Origin of the sequence: Testudinibacter crocodili (genome assembly GCF_006228025.1) — a bacterium.
Classification (GTDB): Bacteria; Pseudomonadota; Gammaproteobacteria; order Enterobacterales; family Pasteurellaceae; genus Chelonobacter.
The window spans coordinates 1-23,575 of sequence record NZ_VDHF01000048.1 but is presented as its reverse complement, the minus strand read 5'-3'; the positions used below and the strand labels follow the sequence as shown (position 1 = coordinate 23,575).

Genomic DNA, 23,575 nt, shown 5'->3' with positions numbered 1-23,575 from the left:
TTATTTAGAATGAAATCGGGGTGGCGTTTTGCTGCAACACTTCATCCAATTCTTGAATATTTTGCATGCCTTGGGTTTTCAACCACTCGATTGAGGCGGCTTTGCCTTGTGCTTTGTAAATTTTGGCACCGTCTGCCCAAGTGGCACGACCACATAACACGCCGTTGTAATGGGAGCCGGCTTGTTTGGCGAAAACCAGTGTTTGTTGGAACAGTTCAGCGGAGACCCCGGCGCTGAGGAAGATAAACGGCAGTGGTGACACCGCACTTTGCTCGGCAAAATAAGCAGCGGCTTCAGCTTGGCTGTAAAGCACTTCGTCTTTGGCATAGCCTTCGACATATTTCATGTTGACCGGCACTTCGACTTTGAACACATCCACGCCATATTTTGGATCGGCATAGCTGCGCATCGCTTCGATCACTTTGCGCGGCTTCAGTTTGGCATACTCTTTTTCATCTTCGATGTTAGCATCATAGGTTAAAATTTCTAAGAACAGTGGCATTTCTTCGGCTTTGCATTCAGAGGCGATGCGCTCGACAAAGGCCTTTTTGCGATCATTAATGCAATCTGGCTCATCGACATCAACATATAGCAGCAACTTGACTGCATCGGCGCCCTTCTCTTTTAAACGCAGCACTGAAACGTCATCAATTAAGTCTGGGAAGCGCCCAACGGTAGTTTTGTCGTAGCCGGTTTTTTCATATGCCATCATTAAGCCGGATTCACTGTCTCTGGCAGTGGCGGCTGACCAGCCGAATTCGGGATCTAATAAGATAGAGGAGGCATACGGGGTTAAAATCTGGGAAACTAAGGTTTTGAATTCACTGATTTGTTGTGGGGTGATGTCGTCGCCTAACATCCGTTTCAAGGCGCCGCGCTGATCAATCGCCAGTGCACTGATGATGCCTTGTTGGTTACAAATTTTTTTTAAGCGTTCGATTCTTGTTGACATAATAGCGATCCTTTTAAATTCCATCTTCTTGCTGTACAGAGCGTTGTTTACTTTGGCTTAATTCGTCACTGAGTTTGGTGATTCCTTGTTTGCCACTACTCAGTGCTAATTCCACTAAGTCGGCAAATGCTAATTCATCTTTTTCCATGCTGCATTCAATCAGCATTTGCAGATTGCTGCCAGTGATCACTTCAGCAATCGGTAATTCCTGTGCGATTAGTGATGCGGTTCTGAAAGGCGAGCCACCAAGGATATCGCAGCAAAACAGTACGCCGCGCGTATGATTCAATTGTTCAAGTGCGGTCAGAATCTCTTGTTTCAGTTGGGCAGGGCTTTTACTCTCTGGAAAATCAATAAAAGCGATATTATCCTGTTCCCCGATAATTTGATTGACGGCATATTGGATGCCGGAAGCAAAACGACCGTGTCCCAGCACAATAATACTAATCATGTAAAACTCCTTAAAACAGACTGGGGGAAATCCCCCAGTCAAAGTCGATATTATTTTGTTACAGCAAACCGGCAAAGCGTCCGATAATACCCATGGCGACGGTCAGAATAATCAGGCGTAGCGGTGACCAGCCTCGTTTGACCAGATAGTACATTAGTAAGGTATAGACCAGTGGCAGGAATGCCGGCATCAATTTGTCGATCACATCAGCTTGCACTTTTACCACGGCATCACCAGCGGTGATTTCCAAAGTGGTGTTAAAGCGAATGTAGGTTGCCACCAAAGCACCGATAACCGTCATCCCGACAATTGAAGCGGCATGTCCGACTTTCTTGGTGTTGGCTTTAATCACCGGAATGGCAGCGACCCCCATGCGGTAGGAGTAGTGCGCCAAACCGAAACGTAAACCAAAGTGTACGATATTAAACACTACGAAGAAGAAAACTGCGCCCATAATCGAGCCTTGTAATGCCAAGCTGGCACCGATACCACCACAAATTGGTAGTAAGGTTAACCAGAACATGGCATCACCGATGCCGCCCAACGGCGCACCAACTGCGATTTTGGTACTTTGGATACTGTTGACGTTCTGTTTGGAACGCTCCATTGCCAAAATAATCCCCATCACGAAGGTGACCAAGAATGGGTGGGTATTGAAGAAACCCAGATTCCCTTTCATGGATTTGCTTAAATCTGCTTTATTGGTATGGATTTTTTTCAGTGACGGCGCAAGTCCGTATAGCCAGCCAGCCGCCTGCATTCTTTCATAGTTGAATGAGGCTTGTAGCAACAGTGAACGCCATGCCATCACATTAATATCGTGTTTTGTCAGTTCGGCACCGATGCTTTGATCTTCATAGACATCGTCATTTTGTGCCGCTGTTTGAGTATTCAGTTTAGATTCCATCTTCAAACTCCTGTTTTTTAACTTCAACGGTTTCAGTGCCTTTACGCATATAGTCGATAATTGCCATTGCAGTCGCAGCGGCGGCGATTGCCAAGACCGGCAATTGCAACCAAGCGGCAGCGACGAATCCTAAAATAAAGTAAGGGATATACACGTTTTTCATCATGATTTTCATCAAGACGGCAAACCCGATAGCAGGCATAATGCCACCGGCAACGCCCAAGCCGTCGATCACTTCTTTCGGCAACATTTCGATAATTTTACCGGCGTGTTCCGCACCGAAGTAAACCGGCAGGAAAGCGCAGAAGAAGTAGAACGTTCCCAATACCAATAAGCCGAAGTAGTTGACGTAATCGATGCCTTTCAGATTGGCTTCTTCCGCCATTTTGTCAACACGTGACATCACAGCAGACATGACCGAGAATAGGAACGTAATCCCCATTTGTACAGCGATGGCAAACGGTACCGCCACTCCGACGGCAACCTTTGGATCGGTTTTGGTGGTAATCGCAAAGGTTGCGCCGACCACAGTCCCGATAATCACGTTTGGTGGTTGGGCGCCGGCGAGTGGCGCTAAGCCCATCCATACTAATTCTAATGTACCACCAACCAAGATGCCGGTTTGTAAATCGCCAAGGACTAAGCCGACGATTGGACCGAGTACTACGGGGCGGTGGAAGTGAGTTAAGCCGTTATAGAGGTCGAGCCCCGCTATAAAAGCAATAATGCCGAGGAGAATTGATTGTAGCAATCCAATTTCCATGGTGTGCCTCCTTATTTGAGTAGTTTAAATAGATCTATTGATTCTTCAGTTGGAACACCTTGGATATAGCATTCCACCCCAAGCTGCTGAAGCTTTTTAAACGCTACGGTATCTTGTGGATCGACCGATACCGTTTTGTAAATCTGTTGTTTACCTTCGGCAAAGTGCATATTGCCGACATTGATTTTTTTCACTGGCACACCGCCCTCGACCAATTTTAGAAAGTCGGAAGGACTGCGGCAAACCAACAGAATTTTTTGTCGGTCTGCGGCACGGTGAATATTGTCAATCACTTTTTGTAATGGCCAAAAGCGCACATCGATTCCATCGGCTAGCACCATTTCCATCAAATTCTGCTGCATTTCATCTTCGGCAACTTCATCGTTAGCCACCAACACTAGATTTGCGCCGGCAAAACCGACCCATTGCACGCCAACTTGACCGTGAATCAGTCTTTCATCGATACGACTTAATACAATATTAGGCATAATTTCTCCTGAGCTGCAAAGAGCGGTTAAGGTTGATAAGGGTGAATGATAACGCCTTGCACCACCCGATTCACTTCGCCGCTAGGGCAAGGATTATCGGTGGTGTGACCGCTTAACAAAGAGCGGTAGAACGAAAACATCTGGGCAAAAACCACATAAGGGAATGCCAAAGCAAGATCGGTTTCATCGGCTAATCCGTCTAAACAAAATTGCAGATGCTGCGGCAGTGCCGGCTCCGGCTTACTGGTCAAAATCAGTAATTCTTTGACTTTTTGATCGCGCAAAATTTCTTGGCAAAGATCGATATCATACTGCCGGGTATACGGATTATTGGATAAATAAACAATCACGATAGTCTGATCGTTGATGATAGATTTAGGCCCGTGGCGGAAACCCAGTGGTGTGTCGTACATCGCAACCACTTCGCCGGCGGTCAGCTCCAGTAACTTAAGGGCAGATTCTTGTGCCAAACCTTTGAAGCCACCACTGCCGAGATAAACAATCCGTTCAACCTCTTGTGCTGCAATTGTTTTAACCCGTTTGTGCTGCTGTTGGATAAACTGGCTTGTGGTGACGATCACTTGCTTAACTAACGCGGCGGCAAAGTGCGGTTGCAAGAAAATAATTGCAGTGGCTAGCGTCATCGACGAGAAGCTGGAGGTCATCGCAAAGCCATTGTCATTGGTTTGCGGTGGCAACGCTAACGCATAGACATTTTCGCAGCGATGATAATCTTGGTATAGTTTACCGTTTTGGTTGCAGGTGATAATTAAATGGTAGCTGTGTTTCACCACTTGGTTGACCAACTGCACTGCCGCAGCGCTCTCCGGGCTGTTGCCGGAGCGTGCAAATGAAATCAGTAATGTGGGTTGCTCTTCATCCAGATATTGATAAGGATTGGAGACTAAATCAGTGGTGGCGATAGCTACGGCGTGATGTTTGGTCAATTGGTTGAAAAACGGCACTAACACTTCACCAGAAAAGGCGGAAGTACCGGCGCCGGTCAAAATAATGCGTAACGCTTTTTTCTCAAAGAGCGGTGCGAGAAAATGGTCAATAGCTTGGCGCTGGCTGTCGATCAGCGCCATTGTTTGTTGCCAACAATCGGGTTGCTGGCAGATCTCTTTTGCAGTCCAAAACGCTTGAGCTTGTTCAAGTAATTCTGTTTTCAGACCCAAATATTCCATGGTAACTCCTTAACTGATTAGACATAAGTCGATGTCGTGTCTGGTAAGGGGCCAGCCATGCTATTAAGAAAACATATTATTGAGGAAAGTATCTGGTTGCAGCTTGTTAGTCGATGTCTGCCAAGATAACGTTTACACCTTGCGCCTGAAACGCTTGTAAATATTCCAGCGGAATACCGCTGTCGGTAATCAGCATATCAATTCCGCTGAACTCGCGAATCACATGAAAGCTGCGTTTGCCAAATTTACTGGAGTCAGTCACCACGATGATTTGTGTCGAAATATCACACATCAGACGATTCAAATTCGCTTCCTGTTCGTTATGTGTGGTGATGCCGACTTTTAAATCATAGCCGTCTACGCCTAAAAATACTTTGTCAAAAAAATAGTTTTCTAAACTTTTCTCTGCGGAAATTCCGGAAAAAGAGAGTGCGTTTTTTCTTAAGATCCCACCGGGCATACGAACCTGAACACCATCGGCACTCACCAGTTCCATCGCCACATCCAAACCGCTGGTCATCACGACCACTTCATTGAGATGCTGCATATTTGCAGCAATTTCTTTGGTGGTGGTTCCGGAATCCAGAATAATCGATTGCCCGTTTTGAATCTGTTTCACCGCAGCTTGTCCGATTAAACTTTTGACATCAGCATGCTGGCTGCGTTTCTCTTTTATGGATAATTCATGCATGATACGGTTATTAGGCAAAGCAAAGCCGTGTGAACGTAGTAGATAGCCTTGTTTTTCCAAATAACTCAAATCACTGCGAATAGTAACGCTGGATACTGAGCAGAGCTGTGCGAGTGCTTCCACTCGAATGCTGCCCTGAGTATTCACAATTTGTACAATTTGTGAGCGTCTTTCCACAGTACTAGTCATTTTCAACCCCTTACGAAAGAATCGAATATATTTTCGTTTTCTTTCGATTCAATTTTGAATGGCTTCATTTATGAAGTAAAGCGCTTTTTTATAAAAAGTGTACCTAATCACAGATTTGGCTAAAATTTAGCTTGTTTTTGTGATAGCGATAACGTTTTTATTGTGATTTTTAACTGGACGTGAGTGTAATGAATTTGGAAAATGAAAGCAAAAGAAAATTATTTAATATAGTTTATTAAATCGGGAAAGTGAGCGGTAAGTTGCTGCCATTTATTGCTATCAACTTGTAATGTAACGAAAAATTCACCATTTTCAGTAATATTTTCACTTTGAATATAGTGATTTTGATAAAATAGGTGTCTTACTTTTCCTTCCGTTATCGGTAATAGCAATTGTAAACGTAAGATTTGGTTTTCAAGTCTTTGCCGAACCGCTTCCAATAGCAGCTCGATTCCTTCACCATGTTGGGCAGAAAGGTAGACCGCACTTGGTTTGTTTTGATTGTCATATTCGATATGCGGTAGTACATTTTCACACTGATCAATTTTATTGAACACCAGCAGCACCGGCACGTTTTCGGCACCGATCTCTTCCAATACCAAGTTCACCGCTTCAATGTTCTCTTGGCGTCGTTCATCGGAGGCGTCGATCACATGCAACAGTAGCGTTGCTTCGGTGGTTTCTTGCAGAGTGGATTTAAAGGCTTCAACCAAATCGTGTGGCAAATGGCGAATAAAACCGACGGTATCAGCAAGAATAGTGGTGCCGACATTGTCGATATTCAGCTTGCGCAGTGTCGGATCGAGTGTAGCAAACAGTTGATCCGCAGCATAAACTTCAGCAGTGGTCAGGGCATTGAATAAGGTGGATTTGCCGGCGTTAGTGTAACCGACCAGTGAAAGTGTCGGGATTTCGGCTTTTTGCCGAGTTCTACGATTGAGATTGCGCTGCTGAGTGACCTTTGCCAGTTTCGCCTGCAATTGGCTTAACCGCACTTTGATCAAGCGACGGTCAGTTTCCAATTGGGTTTCACCGGGACCACGTAAACCAATGCCGCCCTTTTGCCGTTCCAAATGGGTCCAGCCGCGGATTAAACGGGTAGAAATGTGTTTCAGTTGCGCCAGTTCAACTTGTAATTTGCCTTCATGGGAACGGGCTCGTTGGGCGAAAATATCTAAAATCAACGTGGTACGGTCAATTACCCGACAGCCGCATAAACGTTCTAAATTACGGTTTTGTGCGGCACTGAGAATATGGTTGACCAACACGATGTCGGCATTATGCAGTTTGACCGCTTCTGCCACTTCTTCTGCTTTGCCCTCGCCGAGATAGTATTTGGCTTGTGGCGCAGAGCGAGAAGTAGTGAGTACCTCGACCACATCGACTTGGGCAGACGCCGCCAATTGACGACACTCTTCGATGTTGTCCAGATCTTTTTGCTGTGAGAAAAAAACATGCACCAAAATGGCGCGTTCGTTTTCCAGCAACTGCTCCCGAACACCTTTGGCTGCACCGATGGTACAATCGAAAATAGCGCTCTGTTTGTTGTCACTGAGAGCGCTGTTGTTATCATTATCGATCAAATGGTTTTGTCCATCAACGGCTATTGGTTATCGTCGTTTTCGACTTTATTGTCATTCGCCGTTGCAGACGATTGCGAATTATTGTGGTGCGAAATCGAACGAGCCGGTACGACGGTAGAAATCGCATGTTTGTAAACCATTTGACTGACGGTATTTTTTAACAAGATAACAAACTGATCAAATGATTCGATTTGTCCCTGCAATTTGATACCGTTGACCAGATAAATCGACACGGGAATACGCTCACGGCGTAGTGAATTCAAGTAAGGATCTTGTAGGGATTGTCCTTTTGCCATCGTTGGATTCCTCATATTTGTAGTTATAGTGAATTTTTATAATGGTGTACCAAGCGTAATAGGTTGAACAGGAAATGACGGCTTGGTGTCTTGTCTGTCTCCTGCTTTCAATATAACAATTTTATTTGACAATGTCATCAGGCAGGCGCTAACGGGATGATGTTTCTTGCAAAATCCGGATGATTTTTTGTTTTGCCTGTAAAATATTCAGGCTATCTAGCCAATGAATTTCAGATTTCCAACCGCGCAGCCATGTAATTTGCCGCTTTGCCAGTTGACGGGTAGCGCAGATTCCACGATAAATCATCTCTTTTTGATCGTAATCACCGCGTAAATATTCCCACATTTGGCGATAGCCGACACAGCGGATCGAGGGTAAATCCAAATGGAGATCCTGTCGCTGGTACAACTTTTGTACTTCTTGCTCAAACCCTTGCGCAATCATGTTATGGAAACGTTGTTCGATACGTTGGTGCAATACCGCCCGGTCTTGCGGAGCGATAGCAAATTGCAAAATCCGATAAGGCAATTTTTCGCCGGCAGTTTCGGTCAACTCGGTCATGCTTTTGCCGCTGATATAATACACTTCCAACGCACGGTTAATTCGCTGCGGATCATTGGGATGAATGCGTGCCGCTGCAACTGGATCCACTTGTTGCAGTTGTTGGTGCAAATATGCCCAACCTTGTTGTTTGGCAATTTGTTCAATGTTAGACCGCACTTTGTCATCCGCCGCTGGCAATGGCGATAATCCTTCGCGTAAGGCTTTGTAATACAGCATTGTGCCACCGACCAACAACGGTATTTTGCCTTGCTGAGTAATTTGCTGCATTTCGCGCAAGGCGTCGTGACGGAAATCGGCAGCGGAATAACTTTCTGCTGGATCTTTAATATCAATTAAGCGGTGTGGTGCTCGTGCCAGCTCTTGTGGCGTAGGCTTTGCGGTGCCAATATCCATGCCACGATAAATCAAGGCGGAATCGACACTGATCACTTCCAGTGGCAGTTGTTGGCGCAATTGAATCGCCAGATCGGTTTTGCCAGAAGCGGTCGGACCCATTAAAAAAATTGCCGTCGGTTTTGGATGATCGGTGGCAGAGATTTTGCTGTCATTCACACGGATTTTCCTTGGTTAAATAAGGTTGCAGATCGAGGGGCTGCAGCAAATGTTTAATCTGTTCCGTTTGATTGGTTGCCAGCTGTTCGACAGTAGCAAGTTCATTAGCGACATCAGCCAGCGATTGCATCGGCGTTAAATCGAGACTGTCCATTAATGTTTTGAGAAAATCCTCAAAACGGTCAAGTGGCTGATTCAATAGGCTCACCAAACAGGCTTGCAAGTTTTGCCGGCGTAACAATACAGGAACCGCACTAAGGGTCAGGCGGCTTTTTTCTGTTGCACCATATTGAGTGATTTCAAAACCACAGTGGGCAAAGTGCGGTTGTTGCTGTTGCCAGTGTCGGGCCTGTTCAGGGCTGAGGTGAATCACCAATGGAATCAGCAGCGGTTGAGTTTGAATTTCGTTTTGTGTCAGTGCCAGCCGAAGTTTTGCCTGTTGTAATGCTTTGACTGAAACAAAGTATAGTTGTTGCTGCTGCTGTAATAGAATCAATTGCTCCGCATTTAATAACGTGAGCAAACGCAAATGTGGCGTTTCCGGCTTATCAACGACGGGATTATAACGTGTTTCAGTGGTTAGTTTTTCGCTGTGTAATAAGGCTTGGTAAGCTGTTCCATATGCTTTGGTATAAGGCGTTTTGTGGAGCTCAAAAGGCGGAATAGCTGCTTTTTGCTGCTCGCGAGGAATATATATGGCTGTCGGTTCTGCGACCGCACTTTGCTGTTTTTCAATTTGCTGCTTTTCAAGATTTGCGTTTTTACTATTTTGCATTTCGGCAGCAAAAATATTTTCTCCGGCAGCGGCTCGATTGGTGCTAGTCGCCGGGCTACTGGTGTGTTCAGCAAAATCCAATTCGGTTGCCGATGCGAGCGCATGCGATACGCCTTGATGAATAAAATCGTGTACCAGACGGTTTTGGTGAAACCGCACTTCGTGTTTTGCCGGGTGCACATTGACATCCACTTGCGACGGATCCAAGTCGATAAACAGCACAAATGCCGGGTAGGCTTCTGTTTGAATCTGTTCTCCGTAGGCAAGGCGTACTGCGTGGTTGATGGTTTTATCACGCATCATGCGACCGTTGACATAGCTGTAATTCAGATCATTTTGCGGACGCAAAAAACCACTGTCTGCCACCCAACCATAAAGATGCAGATCATTATGACGCCAATCAATTTGCAAGGCGTGATTAACGAAATCCTGCCCGCAAATTGCCGCTAGGCGTTTAATTTTTTGTTGTTGATCGGTTGCCTTGCGATAGTGGCGTACCACTTTGCCGTTGTGGCTCAGGGTAAATGCAGTTTGTGGTTTTACCAGCGCAATCCGACGGATCACTTCGTCGATATGATTAAATTCAGTTTTTTCGGTGCGGAGGAATTTGCGGCGTGCCGGTGTATTAAAAAACAGATTGGCAACATTGACGGTGGTGCCGACAGGGTGTGCCGCAGGCTGCACGGTGGTTTCCATATCCCTGCCTTGCGCAAAAACCTGCCAGGCTTCCGCTTGTTGCGGTGGGCGAGAGGTCAGGGTCAAGCGCGAGACCGAACTGATGCTAGCGAGGGCCTCACCGCGAAAACCTAAACTTAAAATGGCCTCCAGATCTTCTAACGTACTGATCTTACTGGTGGCGTGACGAGATAGTGCCAATCCCAATTCTGCTTTCGGAATCCCAAAACCATTGTCACGAATACGGATCAGCCCGGCGCCGCCATTTTCAATTTCGATGTAAATCTCGTCGGCACCGGCATCCAAGCTGTTTTCAACCAGCTCTTTCACTACTGAAGCTGGACGCTCTACCACTTCACCGGCGGCGATCTGATTGGTTAGTTGTGGCGAAAGAATTTGAATCGGCATGGCTATCTCACTCTTTTTGGTTTAGTCGCGCAGTTTAATTTTTTGCCCGACACGCACATTATCGTTATTTAAATTGTTTAGACGGCGCAACTCACGCAATTTGATATTGTACTTGATCGAAATTGCACCCAGCGTTTCGTTGTTTTTTACGGTGTGGTAAGCCGGCGTGTTGTTGCTGACCGCACTTTTGCTGTTGCTGGCGCTACTGCTGCTTTTGTTGCTGACCGCTTCGCCACTGCTGTTGTAATAGTCGATCAGACCGAGATAGATGGCGTTGGCGATCTGGCGACGATAAGCCGGAGTCGCTAATTTATTCTCTTCTTCATGGTTGGATAAAAAACCGGTTTCGACCAACACCGAAGGAATATCCGGTGAGCGCAACACGCCGAGGCTCGCATGTTGTGGTACATTTTTACTCAATTTGGCAAAACGTCCGAAACGTTTCAAAATGGATTGACCCAGTTGGTAACCAGCCCGTTGTGAATGCCCGAATTGCAGATCCAATACGGTTTGGTTCAAGTATTTCTCGTCATGAGAAGCCAGCACATTACCGGCGCCGCCGAGCAGTTCTGATTGTTTTTCGTGATCTTCCAACCAGCGTCCCATTTCGCTGCTGGCACGCTTGTTTGACAACACCCAAACCGAAGCACCGCGCAGTGAGGAGGAACCGTTGGAGTCGGCATGGATTGAAATCAAATAATTCGCTTTATTTTTACGTGCAATTTCAGAACGGTCAGGCACTGAAATGTAATAGTCGCCGGTGCGGGTCAATACACTTCTAAAACGAGCATCTTTATCGAGTAACGTTTTTAACTCTTTCGCAATTTGTAAAGTGACATTTTTTTCACGTAGCCCTAGACCGGTGCCAATTGCGCCCGGATCTTTCCCGCCGTGTCCGGCATCAATAGCAATAACAAAGACTCCGCTGCGTGAAGCAGAACTGCGGACGGGCTTATTGTTACTGCTGCTGGGATTTTTATTTTCTGCTTTAGTGCTCGGCGATTTGTCTGTCGCTTTATTAGGTGACGCAGTTGCGGTTTTGCTGGCTGGATTATCCAGTGACAGGATGATTTTTTTACCGTTATTTTGAAATTTGAAATTGCTTTTTTGGCTAAGCTCCAACACCACCCGCAGGGTGGACGAGCGTGGTGGCTTGCTGGTGCGCAAATTGGTGGCAACACTGCCGCTGATTTTTTTCGGCAGTAGATTGGCATGACTTTGGCTGTTGGCAAAATCGATGACTAAACGTTCCGGATTTTGCAGTGTGAAATAGCTGTATTTGGTTGCCAACGAGAAAGAAAATTCGATCTTGGTACTTTTAGCCGCATTTTTGACCTCAATTGAGGTCAACGTGCCGGCATTGGCGGCAAAACTGATTAAACCCAATAATAATGTTAAAAGGTAGGTTAAAAATAAAGCGGTTTTTTTCATTCTATGATCTTTCGTCAGGTCGTTTTATAGTCAAGCCGTCTATTTTCCGTAGTTTTACGGCAGTTGGCAAATAATTTGTTGCGCAATAGCGCTGTGTGCAGTCAGAGATAATTCGCGTCCTTGTGCCAGATAACTCAGGCGCAGGCTGAGATCGGCTGCTGGGATCATGCCACTTCCTTTATCCGGCCATTCCAACAACAGTAACGAACCGGATTGGAAGTAATCACGAATGCCCATAAACTCTAGTTCCTCGGGATCTGCCAAACGATAAAGATCGAAATGGTAGATGGCTGCTGTTGCCAAATGATACTCTTCCACTAAGGTATAGGTCGGGCTTTTTACATTGCCGCTGTGTCCCATTGCCTGAATCATACCACGGCTGAAGGTGGTTTTCCCTGCACCCAGATCGCCATATAAATAGACAACGAAACCGCTCTTTTGTTCTAGTGCGTGTAATTCTGTAAGCAAATGGCTTAAATGTGCGGCAAACTCAAGCAACTGCGCTTCATTGTTGAATTGGGTGGTGTAAGTTGGGTTGTGCAATAACGGCATAGCGGATAATGAATATTAATAAATAAGTGGTGAATCGGAACACTAATCATAGAGGAATTTGAGCAGTAATGCACGATCAAAACCGCACTTTTATCGTGAGCAGTACTTAAAATGGATAGTGTAGAATAAACATTATTTGAAAATTTGGAGCGGGAAACGAGACTCGAACTCGCGACCCCAACCTTGGCAAGGTTGTGCTCTACCAACTGAGCTATTCCCGCATTTAAGATAGGTACTGACGTTATCAGTGGGGTGCATTATACAAAAAAATAATTTGCCTGCAAGCCTAAATTTAAAAAAAGTTTTTGATTGATGGAAATTAAGGCACTTTACTCGACAAAACGTGAGTGAGAGTAAAATGCCTTATTAGGCTCTGTTGATGTTTGATAATTCAAAACGATTATAGGACATTATCCGAGGTAATTCGGTAATTTGCCAAGCATCGCCAAAATATGGAACACTGCGACCAATAGCCCGAATAACATCACCAAATAGATAGTGGCATCGCCACCTTTTACCTTGAAACCGCTGTCTTCAGGATGTAACTGGCGCGATTTTCTGGCGAGCAGTGCCGGTGTCATGCAAGTCCAAATGGTTGCAACAGCGCCGGCATAGCCGATGACCATCACAAATCCGAACGGGAAGAGTAATGACATGACCAATGGCGGCAGAAAGGTCAGTAGCCAAGTTTTGCTTCGTCCTTTGCGGCTGTTGTCGAATTTGAAAAAATCTGCCAAGAAATCGAATAGTCCCAGACCGACACCGATAAATGAGGAGAGAATTGCCGCCATCGAGAACGCATGGATTGCGTGGCTGACTTGTTGCGAGTCGATGACCGCACTTAGGGCGTTTAACAAAGCATCGACGTTGCCGCCTTGTGCGATCACCGGCGCAAACTGATCGCGCGGTAAATTGCCAAAAATGCTGAGCAGCCAAAGGGCATAAAATCCGAGTGCGATTAGCGTGCCGCCTATAATCGCTTTTTGTGCTTTTCGCTCTTCGCCATAATAAATCCGCATTGAGGCAACCGAGTGGTGGTAACCAAACGAGGTCAGTGCGACTGGTAGCAATACCATCAGATAACGGGCGTAGTCGCTGTCGTGGCTGTTGCGGTCAAACAAGATATTGAGGTCAATATGCAGTGACATACCGGAAATGCTAAAAATGAAGCTGAGAATCATAAATGCGATTAACACAACCGAAATTCGGCTGACAGCTTTGGTGGAATACCACACAAAAGCTGAGAAGATGAGCACGAATAAAACCGCAGCTATATTGGAGGAAATATCCAGTAGTTGTGCGATGATTAGACCGGAGGAGGTGGTGTAGGCATAAAGTAAAATGCAGCCGACAAAATATACTGCTAAATTATTGATAAAATTAATCTCTTTGCCTAATAAATCACGGGTGGCGCTGTCAAAAGAGGCTCGGATATCATAGTGCTTAAAGGCTTCTAGCAGCAGCCAGCCGGATACTGTCATGACTAACATGGTCAGGGTAATTGCGATTAATGACCAAATTGTCCAAGCGCCAGCGCCAGCGCTGGGTAAGCCCAGCATGCCGGCACCGACACAAACGCTGGCAATAACACAAGAACCGCCGATTAAAGAAGGTTGTTTTTTCATGTGTAACACTCCATAAACGCAAGAATCGGGTGAAAGTGCGGTCTGATTGTTGCGCTGACCGCACTTTATCGAATAAAACAGGTTATCAATCAATCGGTTCAATCAACCTCTTTTAGCCGTGCGGTAAAGTGCCGCAGAATCGATGGCTCATACACAAATTCTAACCCTTTAATATTATGGATATTTTCTTTTATTTTTTGAAATGCTTCAATAATAAAATCCATATGTGTTTGGGTGTAGGTTGCTCGAGGAATCGTCAGCCGCAGCAGCTCCGCCGGACAAGGGTGCTGCTTACCGGTTTGCGGATCGCGTCCCAGCAAGAGTGAGCCGATTTCTACGGCTCTTATGCCAGCAGTTTTATACAGTTCACATGCTAAAGCATGGGCGGGGAATTGCTCCGTAGGAATATGCGGTAACAATTTTCCGGCATCGACAAAGGCAGCGTGTCCACCGGCTTGCTGACAATAAATGCCGGCGGCTTGTAAGCCCTCCACCAGATATTGCACTTGTTGGATTCGATAGGCGAGCCAGTCTTGGCGCATACCATCCACCAAGCCGACAGCAAGCCGCTCCATGGCGCCACCTTCCAAACCACCGTAAGTCGGAAACCCTTCTTGCAGCACGCATAGCGTGCGGCATTCGGTATAGACATCTAGTAGGCTGTCGTCTTTGAAACACAGCAAGCCGCCGATTTGTACCATCGCATCTTTTTTGGCAGACATTGCCAGAATATCAGCATATTTATAAGACTCGTAGGTGATCTGTTCTATGCTCCAATCGGTATAAGCGGCTTCACGCTGTTGAATAAAATAGGCGTTTTCAGCAAAACGAGCGGAGTCCATCACCACCGGAATCTGATATTTTTGCGCAATTTCATAGGCGCCTTTCAAGTTAGCGAGTGACACCGGCTGTCCGCCGGCAGAGTTGCAGGTGATGGTGCTGACAATATAGGGAACATTTTCGGCACCGATTTCGATAATTGCTTGCTCCAGTTTGGCAAGGTCAAAATTGCCTTTAAAATCTTCATAAACATCAGTATTAAACGCATTGGCACAATAAATGTTCCTCGCAACACAGCGGTTGATCTGGGTATGACCTTGCGTGGTGTCGAAAAAATAATTGGAGAGCGCCACCATGTTATCCGGCTTACCGCCCTTTTCACGCTCTCTTTTACGGATCAGCACCGGAATATAAAGCTGTTCGGCGCCACGTCCTTGGTGGGTAGGAATCGTATGCTGATAACCAAAAATCTGTTTAACGGTGGCGGCTAGTGTGTGGTAACTGCGACTGCCGCTATAGGCTTCGTCGCCGCGCAGCATGGCTGCTTGCATATTTTGCGTGATGGCGCCGGTGCCGCTATCGGTCAATAAATCAATAAAAATATCTTCGCTGTCCAATAAAAACGGGTTCATACCGGCATTTAAAATCGCTTGTTCGCGGTATTCGCGACTGGTGGTTTTCACCGGTTCAATCACACGGATACGAAACGGTTCAGGTAAATGTTTAAAATGATTCATAATAACGATCCTTTTTTAGAATAAAGTAAGCCGTTATTTGTTGAGTTAACAAATAAAGGAAGTGCAATGGCGCCAAATCAATCTTGGCGTATGCTGGAGAGAAAAGGATATTTATCCGAATCGCAGTTATGGAAACGGGTAGGCAAGTTTGTGATCTTGATTAAACCAAGTCTTTAACGTGAAGGTTAAGATTTTCATATTTATTTCCCAAAATAAGTGGTGAAAATTACGAAAAATCAGTTATTGAGTATTCACAGAAAAGCGCTTTTGTCACGATGAAAATAACAGCAATGAGAACTGGCTCACAAAATAAAATTAGATTATTTTGTGAGCAAAAGAGAGATTATTCTAAATTGATAAAGTGCTGCCGATAGTACGCTAGTTCGGCGATGGATTCACGAATATCGTCTAGTGCCAGATGGGTATTTTGTTTTTTAAACCCGTCTAAAACACTAGGTTTCCAACGTGCGGCAAGTTCTTTGAGTGTGCTGACATCTAAATAGCGGTAATGAAAATAATCTGCTAATTCAGGCATATAGTTAAATAAAAAACGTTTGTCTTGCGCTACGCTGTTGCCACAAATCGGTGAACAGTGTTTTGGCACCCATTTTTTTAAAAAGTCCAAGGTGTGTAACTCGGCAGTACGTTCGGTCAGTTTGCTCTCTTTCACTCGTTGTACCAAACCGTTGGCGGTGTGGGTTTTGACGCACCAGTCACTCATCGCTGCGAGCTGTTGCTCGGACTGATGGATTGCCAGTACCGGCCCTTCGGCGAGGATATTCAAATCCTTATCGGTGATAATGGTGGCGATTTCAATGATCCGCTCTTTTCCAGGATCTAATCCGGTCATCTCCAAATCGATCCAAATCAGATTTTGTTTATCTAATTGCATAATATAAGGTATCCTAATGATTCAAATTCAGGCGCTATTCTAGCGTAAAAATAATCAGGGGTAATGAATTTTTTGAGTAAACAAAAGCTAACCAAAAACCAGAAACGCAGGATCCAATCCAACAAGCAGAAAACGTTGAATGATTACCAACAGCGTAAAAAAGAAAAACGAGATAGCGTGGAATGGCAAGATGAAATGCTGGGGGAGATTCAACAAGGGCGTGTGATCTCACGTTATGCGCTGCATGCGGATATTGAAGGTCATAATCATGAGGTTTTTCGCTGTAATCTACGTCGTACCGTCAGTAATTTAGTGGTTGGTGACTATGTGTTGTGGCGTGCAGGGCATCAGCAGCTACAAGGCATTAGCGGCGTGGTGGAGGCGGTGCAGCCACGTAAAAATGTGCTGTCGCGGCCGGATTATTATGATGGCATTAAATTGATTGCCGCTAATATTGATAAAATTTTTATTGTGTCAGCAATGTTACCGCACTTTTCCAGCAATATCATTGACCGTTATTTGGTGGTTTGTGAAAGTTTGGGCATCGAACCGATTCTGGTGTTGAATAAAGTAGATTTATGCGAGAAAAATGAGCGACAAGAGGTTGAGCAACTTTTTGATATCTATCGTAATATTGGCTATAAGGTGTTGATGTTGTCAACACAGTCAGGTGAGAATATGGCACAATTTACTGAATTAGTGAGTCAAGGGTGTACTATTTTTGTCGGGCAATCCGGTGTCGGAAAATCCAGTTTATTGAACTATTTGGAACCGCAATTAGGGTTACAAATCGGTGCGGTGAGTGAAAATTCCGGTTTGGGACAACATACCACTACGGTTTCGCGTTTGATTCGTTTAAAGTGCGGTGGCGAGGTGATTGATTCCCCGGGTATTCGTGAATTTGGCGTATGGCACTTAGATAGTAATACCATCACCAACGGATATCGTGAGTTTCAGCCCTATTTGGGCGGCTGCAAATTTCGCGATTGTAAGCACTTGGACGATCCAGGATGCGTGCTGCAACAAGCCGTCGAGCAGGGGAAGATCCATCCGCTACGCTTTGAGAATTACCACCGTCTGATTGTGGCGCTGGACGAGAATAAGGCCGGGCGGCATTTTGTGACAAATTAGCGGTTTGAGTTCGGTTTCTAACGGCGAGAAAGGGCGTTAAAATAGCGTTTAAATTCGTTTATAAAATGTAAAAATTGTTCGTTTTTTGAACTTATTTTAATAAAAAATGTGCGATAACTCATATTTTTTCCAGTTATGGCTTGATTATTTAAGTGGAATATTGATACTAACCCCACTAATTATTTTAATCAGTAAAATAATTATGAAAAAATTGTAATACTGGTGATATTCGGTAGGTATTTTTGTACGCTACTTGTAATTGTTACCAACATGTTGATTTATATTCAATGTTATTCATCTCTATAAGGAAATCACTATGTACTCAAAAGAAGTTACCATCACAGCTCCAAATGGCCTGCATACTCGTCCAGCTGCTCAATTTGTTAAAGAAGCCAAAGCTTTTGCTTCGGATATTACCGTAACTTCTAATGGCAAAAGTTCAAGCGCAAAAAGCTTGTTTAAACTGCAAACCCTGGGACTGGTGCAAGGCACGGTGATCACCATCAGCGCTGAAGGGGAAGATGAAGAGAAAGCGGTTGAACATTTAGTTGCATTGATTCCAACCTTAGAATAAGAAACTATTTGATCTTTCACCGTATAACTCGGTGAAAACGCATGGCTGCAATCAAACGTAATATGAACAGCGAATAGTTGGCTATTCGCTTCGGTAATTTTATCCAAGAAAAGGTTTTATTATGATTTCAGGTATTTTGGCTTCACCAGGGATTGTCTTCGGAAAGGCGTTGGTTTTAAAAGAAGAAGAAATTGTGTTAAATACAAAATCCATTGCTGAATCTCAAATCGACGCTGAAATTCAGCGCTTTTATACCGGTCGCGAAAGTGCGGTAGAACAGTTGACGGCAATTAAAGAGAAAGCGACCAGAACACTCGGCGAAGAAAAAGGCGCTATTTTTGACGGTCATTTGATGATTCTGGAAGATGAAGAGCTGGAAGAAGAGATTATTGCGTTGATTCGTGATGAACAAATGACGGCTGATTTTGCGGCAAGTAGCGTGATTGATCAACAGGTTTCGATGTTGGCAGAAATTGATGATGAGTATTTAAAAGAGCGGGCCGGCGATATTCGTGATATCGGTAACCGCTTGATAAAAAATATTTTAGGTATGCATATTATCGATTTAGGTGAAATCAATCAAGAAGTTATCTTAGTTGCCAATGATTTGACGCCGTCTGAAACCGCACAGCTGAACTTGGATAAAGTGTTGGGTTTCATCACTGATATCGGTGGTCGGACTTCACATACTTCGATTATGGCTCGCTCATTAGAGCTTCCAGCGATTGTAGGCACCAATATTGCCACCAAGTCCATTGTCAGTGGCGATATGTTGATTTTAGATGCGGTGAATAACCAAGTACTGGTTAACCCTACGCAAAACGAGCTGGAAAATGTAAAAAATTTACAACAACAACTTGCCGCAGAAAAAACCGAATTGGCAAAATTGAAAGATTTGCCGGCGTTGACATTAGATGAGCATCGGGTAGAAGTTTGCGCAAATATTGGTACCATTCGTGATATTGACGGTGCTCACCGTAACGGTGCCGAAGGTGTCGGGCTATACCGCACAGAATTCCTATTCATGGATCGCGATCAACTGCCAAGTGAAGAAGAGCAATTTCATGCTTATAAAGAAGTCGTGGAAGCGATGGAAGGTAAATTAGTCGTGTTACGCACTATGGATATTGGTGGTGATAAAGAGCTGCCTTACCTCAATTTACCAAAAGAGATGAATCCATTCTTGGGCTGGCGTGCAATCCGGATTGCTTTGGATAAACGTGAGATTCTGAACGCACAATTAAGAGCGGTTTTGCGTGCCTCGGCTTTTGGTCAATTAGCCGTGATGTTCCCGATGATTATTTCAGTGGAAGAAATCAGAATCTTAAAAGCGGTGGTGGCAGAGCTAAAACAAGAGTTGCGCAACGAAGGCAAAGCATTTGATGAAAATATTCAAATCGGGGTGATGGTCGAAACACCATCGGCAGCCGTCAATGCTAAGTTCTTGGCAAAAGAAGTCGATTTCTTCAGTATTGGTACTAATGATTTAACTCAGTACACCTTAGCGGTTGATCGTGGTAATGAGTTGATCTCCCATCTATACAATCCAATGACGCCATCAGTATTGAATTTGATTAAACAAGTTATTGATGCTTCTCATGCGGAAGGCAAATGGACCGGTATGTGTGGTGAGCTTGCCGGGGACGAAAATGCAACATTGCTGCTGCTTGGTATGGGACTTGACGAGTTTAGCATGAGTGCAATTTCAGTGCCAAGAATCAAAAAATTGATTCGTAGCGTCAATTTTAAAGATGTGCAACGTTTGGCTGAAGAAGTACTGGAACAGCCGACCGCGGCAGACATCGAAGCAAAAGTTTCTGCTTTTTTAACCGAAAATGGCTTAAACTAGATACAAATTAAGAAATTTCGGGTAACATAATACTGTTGTTTTGATGGATTTAATGAGGAGAATGTAAAATGGGTTTATTTGATAAACTATTCGGTTCAAAAGACAATAAAGGGGCTGAGGTTGAAATTTATGCGCCGTTGTCTGGTGAAATTGTCAATATCGAAGATGTACCGGATGTTGTTTTTTCTGAAAAAATCGTAGGTGACGGTATTGCTATTCGTCCAATTGGAAATAAGATTGTTGCGCCGATTGATGGGGTGATTGGTAAAATTTTTGAAACCAACCACGCATTTTCAATGGAGTCCAGAGACGGTGTTGAATTGTTTGTTCACTTTGGTATCGATACTGTTGAGCTTAAAGGCGAAGGATTTGTCCGTATTGCGGAAGAAGGTCAGGAAGTGAAAAAAGGCGACACTATTATTGAGTTTGATTTAGCCCTGTTGGAAGCAAAAGCCAAATCAGTATTAACGCCGGTTGTTATTTCGAATATGGATGAAATCAGCAGCATTGAGAAATCGAGTGGTACGGTTGTATTGGGTGAAACCGTTATCTTGAAACTAAAAAAATAAGCTGATTGACATTGTGAAAAAACCGAGTTAATGCTCGGTTTTTTTATATCCAAAGTGCGGTCTGAGTTTAGGGTCTATAGCTCAAATTATAAACAAAGATCAACAGACCCTATTCTAATTCACCGCAGAAACGATAGCCTTCGCCGTGAATTGTCGCGATAATTTCCGGTGTATCTGGATTGGCTTCGAAATGTTTTCGAATACGCCGAATGGTCACATCTACGGTTCTATCATGCGGTTTGAGTTCACGTCCTGTCATTTTTTTCAACAAATCATCACGGGTTTGAATTTTTCCTGGATTTTCACAGAAGTGTAGCAAGGCACGAAATTCGCTGCGCGGTAGTTTGTTATTTTCGCCTTCAGGAGAAATTAAAGTGCGACTGTTAATGTCTAATATCCAGCCATTAAAACGATATTGATCAACATGTTCGTGAGAAACCGGCTGATCTTTTTCTGACATAGTACGTTGCAGTAGATTTCTGGCACGAATAGCGAGTTCACGTGGATTAAATGGTTTGGTAATATAGTCGTCAGCACCAATTTCCAATCCTAAAATTTTATCGACTTCATTATCGCGTCCGGTCAGAAACATCAGTGCAGTATTGGCGTTTTCACGTAGTTCGCGTGCCAGCATTAGCCCGTTTTTTCCGGGTAAATTGATATCCATCACCACCAAATTGACAGAGTGGCTAGATAGAATCGTATGCATTTTATTGCCATCAGAGGCTTCCATCACTTCGTAGCCTTCGGCTTCGAAAATATTTTTTAGCGTGTTGCGAGTAACTGCTTCATCTTCGACGATAAGGATTTTAGGAATACGCATTTATTTTTACCTATAAAATCACAAGGACTATAAACTGTCTTAAGGTATGCAATTTTAAGACAGCGAATTTTACTTTTGATAAACAAAATAAAATATTAATTGCAGAATTGCAACGTAACTATAACATAAAGAAAATAAAAAGCGCACCATTCTCAACTAAAGTTTGACTTAGGTCATCATTTCTTGCTGCGATGATGCCTAAAACAGTTAAAAATGAGTATTAAAATGATGCGATATGTTCTCAAACGTTAATGTTCTTTGGTTTTGAAGAATTGAACGTCAGGATACCGCTCTTGTGCTAAATTTAAGTTTACCATGCTTGGGGCGATATAAGTCAGATTATCGCTGCCGTCTAAGGCTAAATTTTGTTCGTTTTTACGCTTAAATTCTTCAAATTTTTTCACATCAGCACATTCAACCCAACGTGCGGTAGAGACATTAACCGTTTCATAAATAGCCTCTACGTTGTATTCGCTTTTCAGACGGGCAACGACTACATCAAATTGCAATACGCCGACAGCGCCGACAATTAAATCATTGTTCATCAACGGACGGAACACCTGCACTGCCCCCTCTTCGGAGAGCTGTACTAATCCTTTTAACAATTGTTTCTGTTTTAAAGGATCCCGTAAGCGAATACGACGGAACAGTTCTGGCGCAAAGTTGGGAATGCCGCTGAATTTTAATTTTTCACCTTGGGTGAAGGTATCACCGATTTGAATTGTGCCGTGATTATGCAAGCCGATAATATCGCCGGCGTAGGCCTCTTCGGCGTGGCTGCGATCACCAGCCATAAACGTTAGTGCGTCGGAAATCACCACATCTTTGCCGATTCGTACATGGTGCATTTTCATGCCTTTTTCATATTTTCCAGAAACAATCCGCATAAAGGCAACTCTATCTCGGTGTTTGGGATCCATATTGGCTTGAATTTTAAATACAAATCCGCTCAATTTATCTTCCGTAGGGGAAACGTCACGCAGATCGGCGTGTCGCTGTTGTGGACGAGGAGCCCATTGTGTTAAGCCGTCCAGCATGTGATTCACCCCAAAATTACCCAATGCGGTGCCAAAAAAGACCGGTGTGAGTTGACCTTGTAAAAATAGGTCTAGATCAAATGGATTGGATGCACCTTGCACCAATTCTAGTTCATCACGCAGTTGCTGGGCTAAATCACTGCCGACCGCACTTTCCAATTCAGGATTATCTAAGCCTTTGATAGTGCGGACTATTTGGATGGTATGACCTTGGCCGGTTTGATAAAGATAGGTTTCATCATTATAAAGATGATAAACCCCTTTAAATAATTTGCCACAGCCGATAGGCCAAGTGATCGGTGCACAATGAATGTTTAACACGTTTTCGACTTCGTCTAATAGCTCCATCGGATCTCGAATATCACGGTCGAGCTTATTCATAAAGGTCAAAATCGGTGTATCACGTAAACGTGTGACCTCCATCAATTTAATAGTTCGTTCTTCCACCCCTTTGGCAGAATCGATCACCATCAAACAACTGTCAACCGCAGTCAAAGTGCGGTAAGTGTCTTCCGAAAAGTCTTCGTGTCCGGGAGTATCAAGCAAATTGACCAAGCAATCGTTATAGGGAAATTGCATAACAGAGGTGGTGATTGAAATACCACGTTGTTTTTCCATCTCCATCCAGTCAGATTTTGCATGTTGACCAGAACCACGTCCTTTCACGGTACCGGCAGTCTGAATCGCTTCTCCGTAAAGTAGAACTTTTTCAGTGATGGTGGTTTTACCCGCATCGGGGTGCGAGATAATCGCAAAAGTGCGGCGCTTATCGACTTGCTGTGGATATGGATTTAATGACATTGTATGTAAATAGGCTCTAGTAAGTTAATAAATGGTTAAGTCTAATATTGTCGCTGATCTGTTGCTTAAAAACAATTGAATCATTGTCGTGGCAGAAATAAAGACTACGATTGATATTAAAAAATAGTTTTTGTCCAGACTTGGTATAAAAAACCACCGTTTGATAAAAAACAGAAAAAAAGTGAGAAAAAGGGGTTGCAAAGAATTCCTGAATGTCTATAATGCGCACCTCACAACGACGCAGCGTTCTGATTTGAAGCGAGTGGTTGTGAATGTTCTTTAACAATATATC

22 protein-coding genes, 1 tRNA gene and 2 pseudogenes are annotated in these 23,575 nt (G+C 44.1%); 4 read left to right on the top strand and 21 right to left on the bottom strand.

What is annotated here, in order from left to right; translation table 11 throughout:
* Nucleotides 1-4: 4 nt before the first annotated feature.
* The 18 genes and pseudogenes from FHQ23_RS05520 to orn form a co-directional block, all read right to left on the bottom strand.
* A complete protein-coding gene (locus FHQ23_RS05520; RefSeq protein WP_139613417.1) occupies nt 5-952 on the bottom strand; it encodes a tagatose 1,6-diphosphate aldolase in 948 nt (315 codons plus the stop codon).
* A gap of 13 nt (nt 953-965) precedes the next feature.
* Nucleotides 966-1,403 carry a PTS galactosamine/N-acetylgalactosamine transporter subunit IIA gene (gene agaF / locus FHQ23_RS05515; protein ID WP_139613416.1) on the bottom strand — a complete coding sequence of 146 codons (438 nt, stop codon included), beginning with the start codon at nt 1,401-1,403 and terminating at the stop codon, nt 966-968.
* A 58-nt stretch (nt 1,404-1,461) separates the two neighbouring features.
* Entirely contained in the window at nt 1,462-2,310 is an 849-nt protein-coding gene (gene agaE, locus FHQ23_RS05510; RefSeq protein WP_139613415.1) for a PTS N-acetylgalactosamine transporter subunit IID, read from the bottom strand.
* Nucleotides 2,300-3,073, bottom strand: coding sequence for a PTS N-acetylgalactosamine transporter subunit IIC (gene agaW, locus FHQ23_RS05505; RefSeq protein ID WP_132968144.1), 774 nt, complete (start codon nt 3,071-3,073; stop codon nt 2,300-2,302). The genes agaE and agaW overlap by 11 nt, the downstream gene beginning before the upstream one ends.
* Nucleotides 3,074-3,084: 11 nt before the next feature.
* On the bottom strand, nt 3,085-3,561 hold the full coding sequence (gene agaV / locus FHQ23_RS05500; protein WP_139613414.1) for a PTS N-acetylgalactosamine transporter subunit IIB: 477 nt from the start codon (nt 3,559-3,561) through the stop codon (nt 3,085-3,087).
* Nucleotides 3,562-3,587: 26 nt separating this feature from the next.
* A complete protein-coding gene (locus tag FHQ23_RS05495) occupies nt 3,588-4,748 on the bottom strand; it encodes an SIS domain-containing protein (RefSeq protein ID WP_139613413.1) in 1,161 nt (386 codons plus the stop codon).
* Between the two features lie 106 nt (nt 4,749-4,854).
* Nucleotides 4,855-5,628, bottom strand: coding sequence for a transcriptional repressor AgaR (agaR, locus tag FHQ23_RS05490; RefSeq protein WP_139613412.1), 774 nt, complete (start codon nt 5,626-5,628; stop codon nt 4,855-4,857).
* A gap of 218 nt (nt 5,629-5,846) precedes the next feature.
* Nucleotides 5,847-7,160, bottom strand: coding sequence for a ribosome rescue GTPase HflX (hflX, locus tag FHQ23_RS05485; protein ID WP_176552255.1), 1,314 nt, complete (start codon nt 7,158-7,160; stop codon nt 5,847-5,849).
* Nucleotides 7,161-7,231: 71 nt separating this feature from the next.
* Nucleotides 7,232-7,507, bottom strand: a complete 276-nt coding sequence (gene hfq, locus FHQ23_RS05480; protein ID WP_139611083.1) for an RNA chaperone Hfq — start codon at nt 7,505-7,507, stop codon at nt 7,232-7,234.
* Nucleotides 7,508-7,655: 148 nt separating this feature from the next.
* A complete protein-coding gene (miaA, locus tag FHQ23_RS05475) occupies nt 7,656-8,567 on the bottom strand; it encodes a tRNA (adenosine(37)-N6)-dimethylallyltransferase MiaA (protein ID WP_139613423.1) in 912 nt (303 codons plus the stop codon).
* Between the two features lie 49 nt (nt 8,568-8,616).
* Nucleotides 8,617-10,482: a DNA mismatch repair endonuclease MutL gene (mutL, locus tag FHQ23_RS05470; RefSeq protein WP_139613410.1), complete on the bottom strand. Its 1,866-nt coding sequence runs from the start codon at nt 10,480-10,482 to the stop codon at nt 8,617-8,619.
* A 246-nt stretch (nt 10,483-10,728) separates the two neighbouring features.
* Nucleotides 10,729-11,394 (bottom strand): annotated as a pseudogene (locus FHQ23_RS12520) (N-acetylmuramoyl-L-alanine amidase); the annotation flags it as partial.
* A 159-nt stretch (nt 11,395-11,553) separates the two neighbouring features.
* Nucleotides 11,554-11,913, bottom strand: a pseudogene (locus tag FHQ23_RS12515) (AMIN domain-containing protein); the annotation flags it as partial.
* A gap of 54 nt (nt 11,914-11,967) precedes the next feature.
* Nucleotides 11,968-12,465: a tRNA (adenosine(37)-N6)-threonylcarbamoyltransferase complex ATPase subunit type 1 TsaE gene (tsaE, locus tag FHQ23_RS05460; protein ID WP_139613408.1), complete on the bottom strand. Its 498-nt coding sequence runs from the start codon at nt 12,463-12,465 to the stop codon at nt 11,968-11,970.
* Nucleotides 12,466-12,610: 145 nt separating this feature from the next.
* Nucleotides 12,611-12,686, bottom strand: a tRNA-Gly gene (locus FHQ23_RS05455).
* Between the two features lie 189 nt (nt 12,687-12,875).
* On the bottom strand, nt 12,876-14,090 hold the full coding sequence (locus tag FHQ23_RS05450; protein WP_139613407.1) for an aromatic amino acid transporter: 1,215 nt from the start codon (nt 14,088-14,090) through the stop codon (nt 12,876-12,878).
* A 98-nt stretch (nt 14,091-14,188) separates the two neighbouring features.
* Nucleotides 14,189-15,607, bottom strand: coding sequence for a tryptophanase (tnaA, locus tag FHQ23_RS05445; protein ID WP_139613406.1), 1,419 nt, complete (start codon nt 15,605-15,607; stop codon nt 14,189-14,191).
* Between the two features lie 343 nt (nt 15,608-15,950).
* Complete coding sequence (orn, locus tag FHQ23_RS05440; protein ID WP_139613405.1) at nt 15,951-16,499, bottom strand: oligoribonuclease; 549 nt, start codon at nt 16,497-16,499, stop codon at nt 15,951-15,953.
* 72 nt (nt 16,500-16,571) lie between these two features.
* Between orn and rsgA the strand changes: the two genes are divergently transcribed.
* The 4 genes from rsgA (at nt 16,572) to crr (ending at nt 20,622) form a co-directional block, all read left to right on the top strand.
* Nucleotides 16,572-17,630, top strand: a complete 1,059-nt coding sequence (gene rsgA, locus FHQ23_RS05435; RefSeq protein ID WP_139613404.1) for a small ribosomal subunit biogenesis GTPase RsgA — start codon at nt 16,572-16,574, stop codon at nt 17,628-17,630.
* Between the two features lie 316 nt (nt 17,631-17,946).
* On the top strand, nt 17,947-18,204 hold the full coding sequence (ptsH, locus tag FHQ23_RS05430) for a phosphocarrier protein Hpr (protein WP_034613710.1): 258 nt from the start codon (nt 17,947-17,949) through the stop codon (nt 18,202-18,204).
* 121 nt (nt 18,205-18,325) lie between these two features.
* Nucleotides 18,326-20,053, top strand: a complete 1,728-nt coding sequence (gene ptsI / locus FHQ23_RS05425; RefSeq protein WP_139608777.1) for a phosphoenolpyruvate-protein phosphotransferase PtsI — start codon at nt 18,326-18,328, stop codon at nt 20,051-20,053.
* A 68-nt stretch (nt 20,054-20,121) separates the two neighbouring features.
* Nucleotides 20,122-20,622 (top strand): PTS glucose transporter subunit IIA, encoded by a 501-nt coding sequence (gene crr / locus FHQ23_RS05420; RefSeq protein WP_139613403.1) that lies wholly within the window; start codon nt 20,122-20,124, stop codon nt 20,620-20,622.
* Between the two features lie 109 nt (nt 20,623-20,731).
* Here crr and arcA read toward each other — a convergent pair whose 3' ends face one another.
* From arcA to FHQ23_RS12510, 3 genes are all read right to left on the bottom strand, one after another.
* The gene (arcA, locus tag FHQ23_RS05415; protein ID WP_139613402.1) at nt 20,732-21,445 is read right to left on the bottom strand and encodes a two-component system response regulator ArcA; all 714 of its coding nucleotides are present in this window, start codon (nt 21,443-21,445) and stop codon (nt 20,732-20,734) included.
* A 248-nt stretch (nt 21,446-21,693) separates the two neighbouring features.
* Nucleotides 21,694-23,283, bottom strand: a complete 1,590-nt coding sequence (prfC, locus tag FHQ23_RS05410) for a peptide chain release factor 3 (RefSeq protein ID WP_139613401.1) — start codon at nt 23,281-23,283, stop codon at nt 21,694-21,696.
* A gap of 16 nt (nt 23,284-23,299) precedes the next feature.
* A partial coding sequence (locus FHQ23_RS12510) for a hypothetical protein (RefSeq protein ID WP_267963624.1) occupies nt 23,300-23,575 on the bottom strand: 276 nt, incomplete at its 5' end.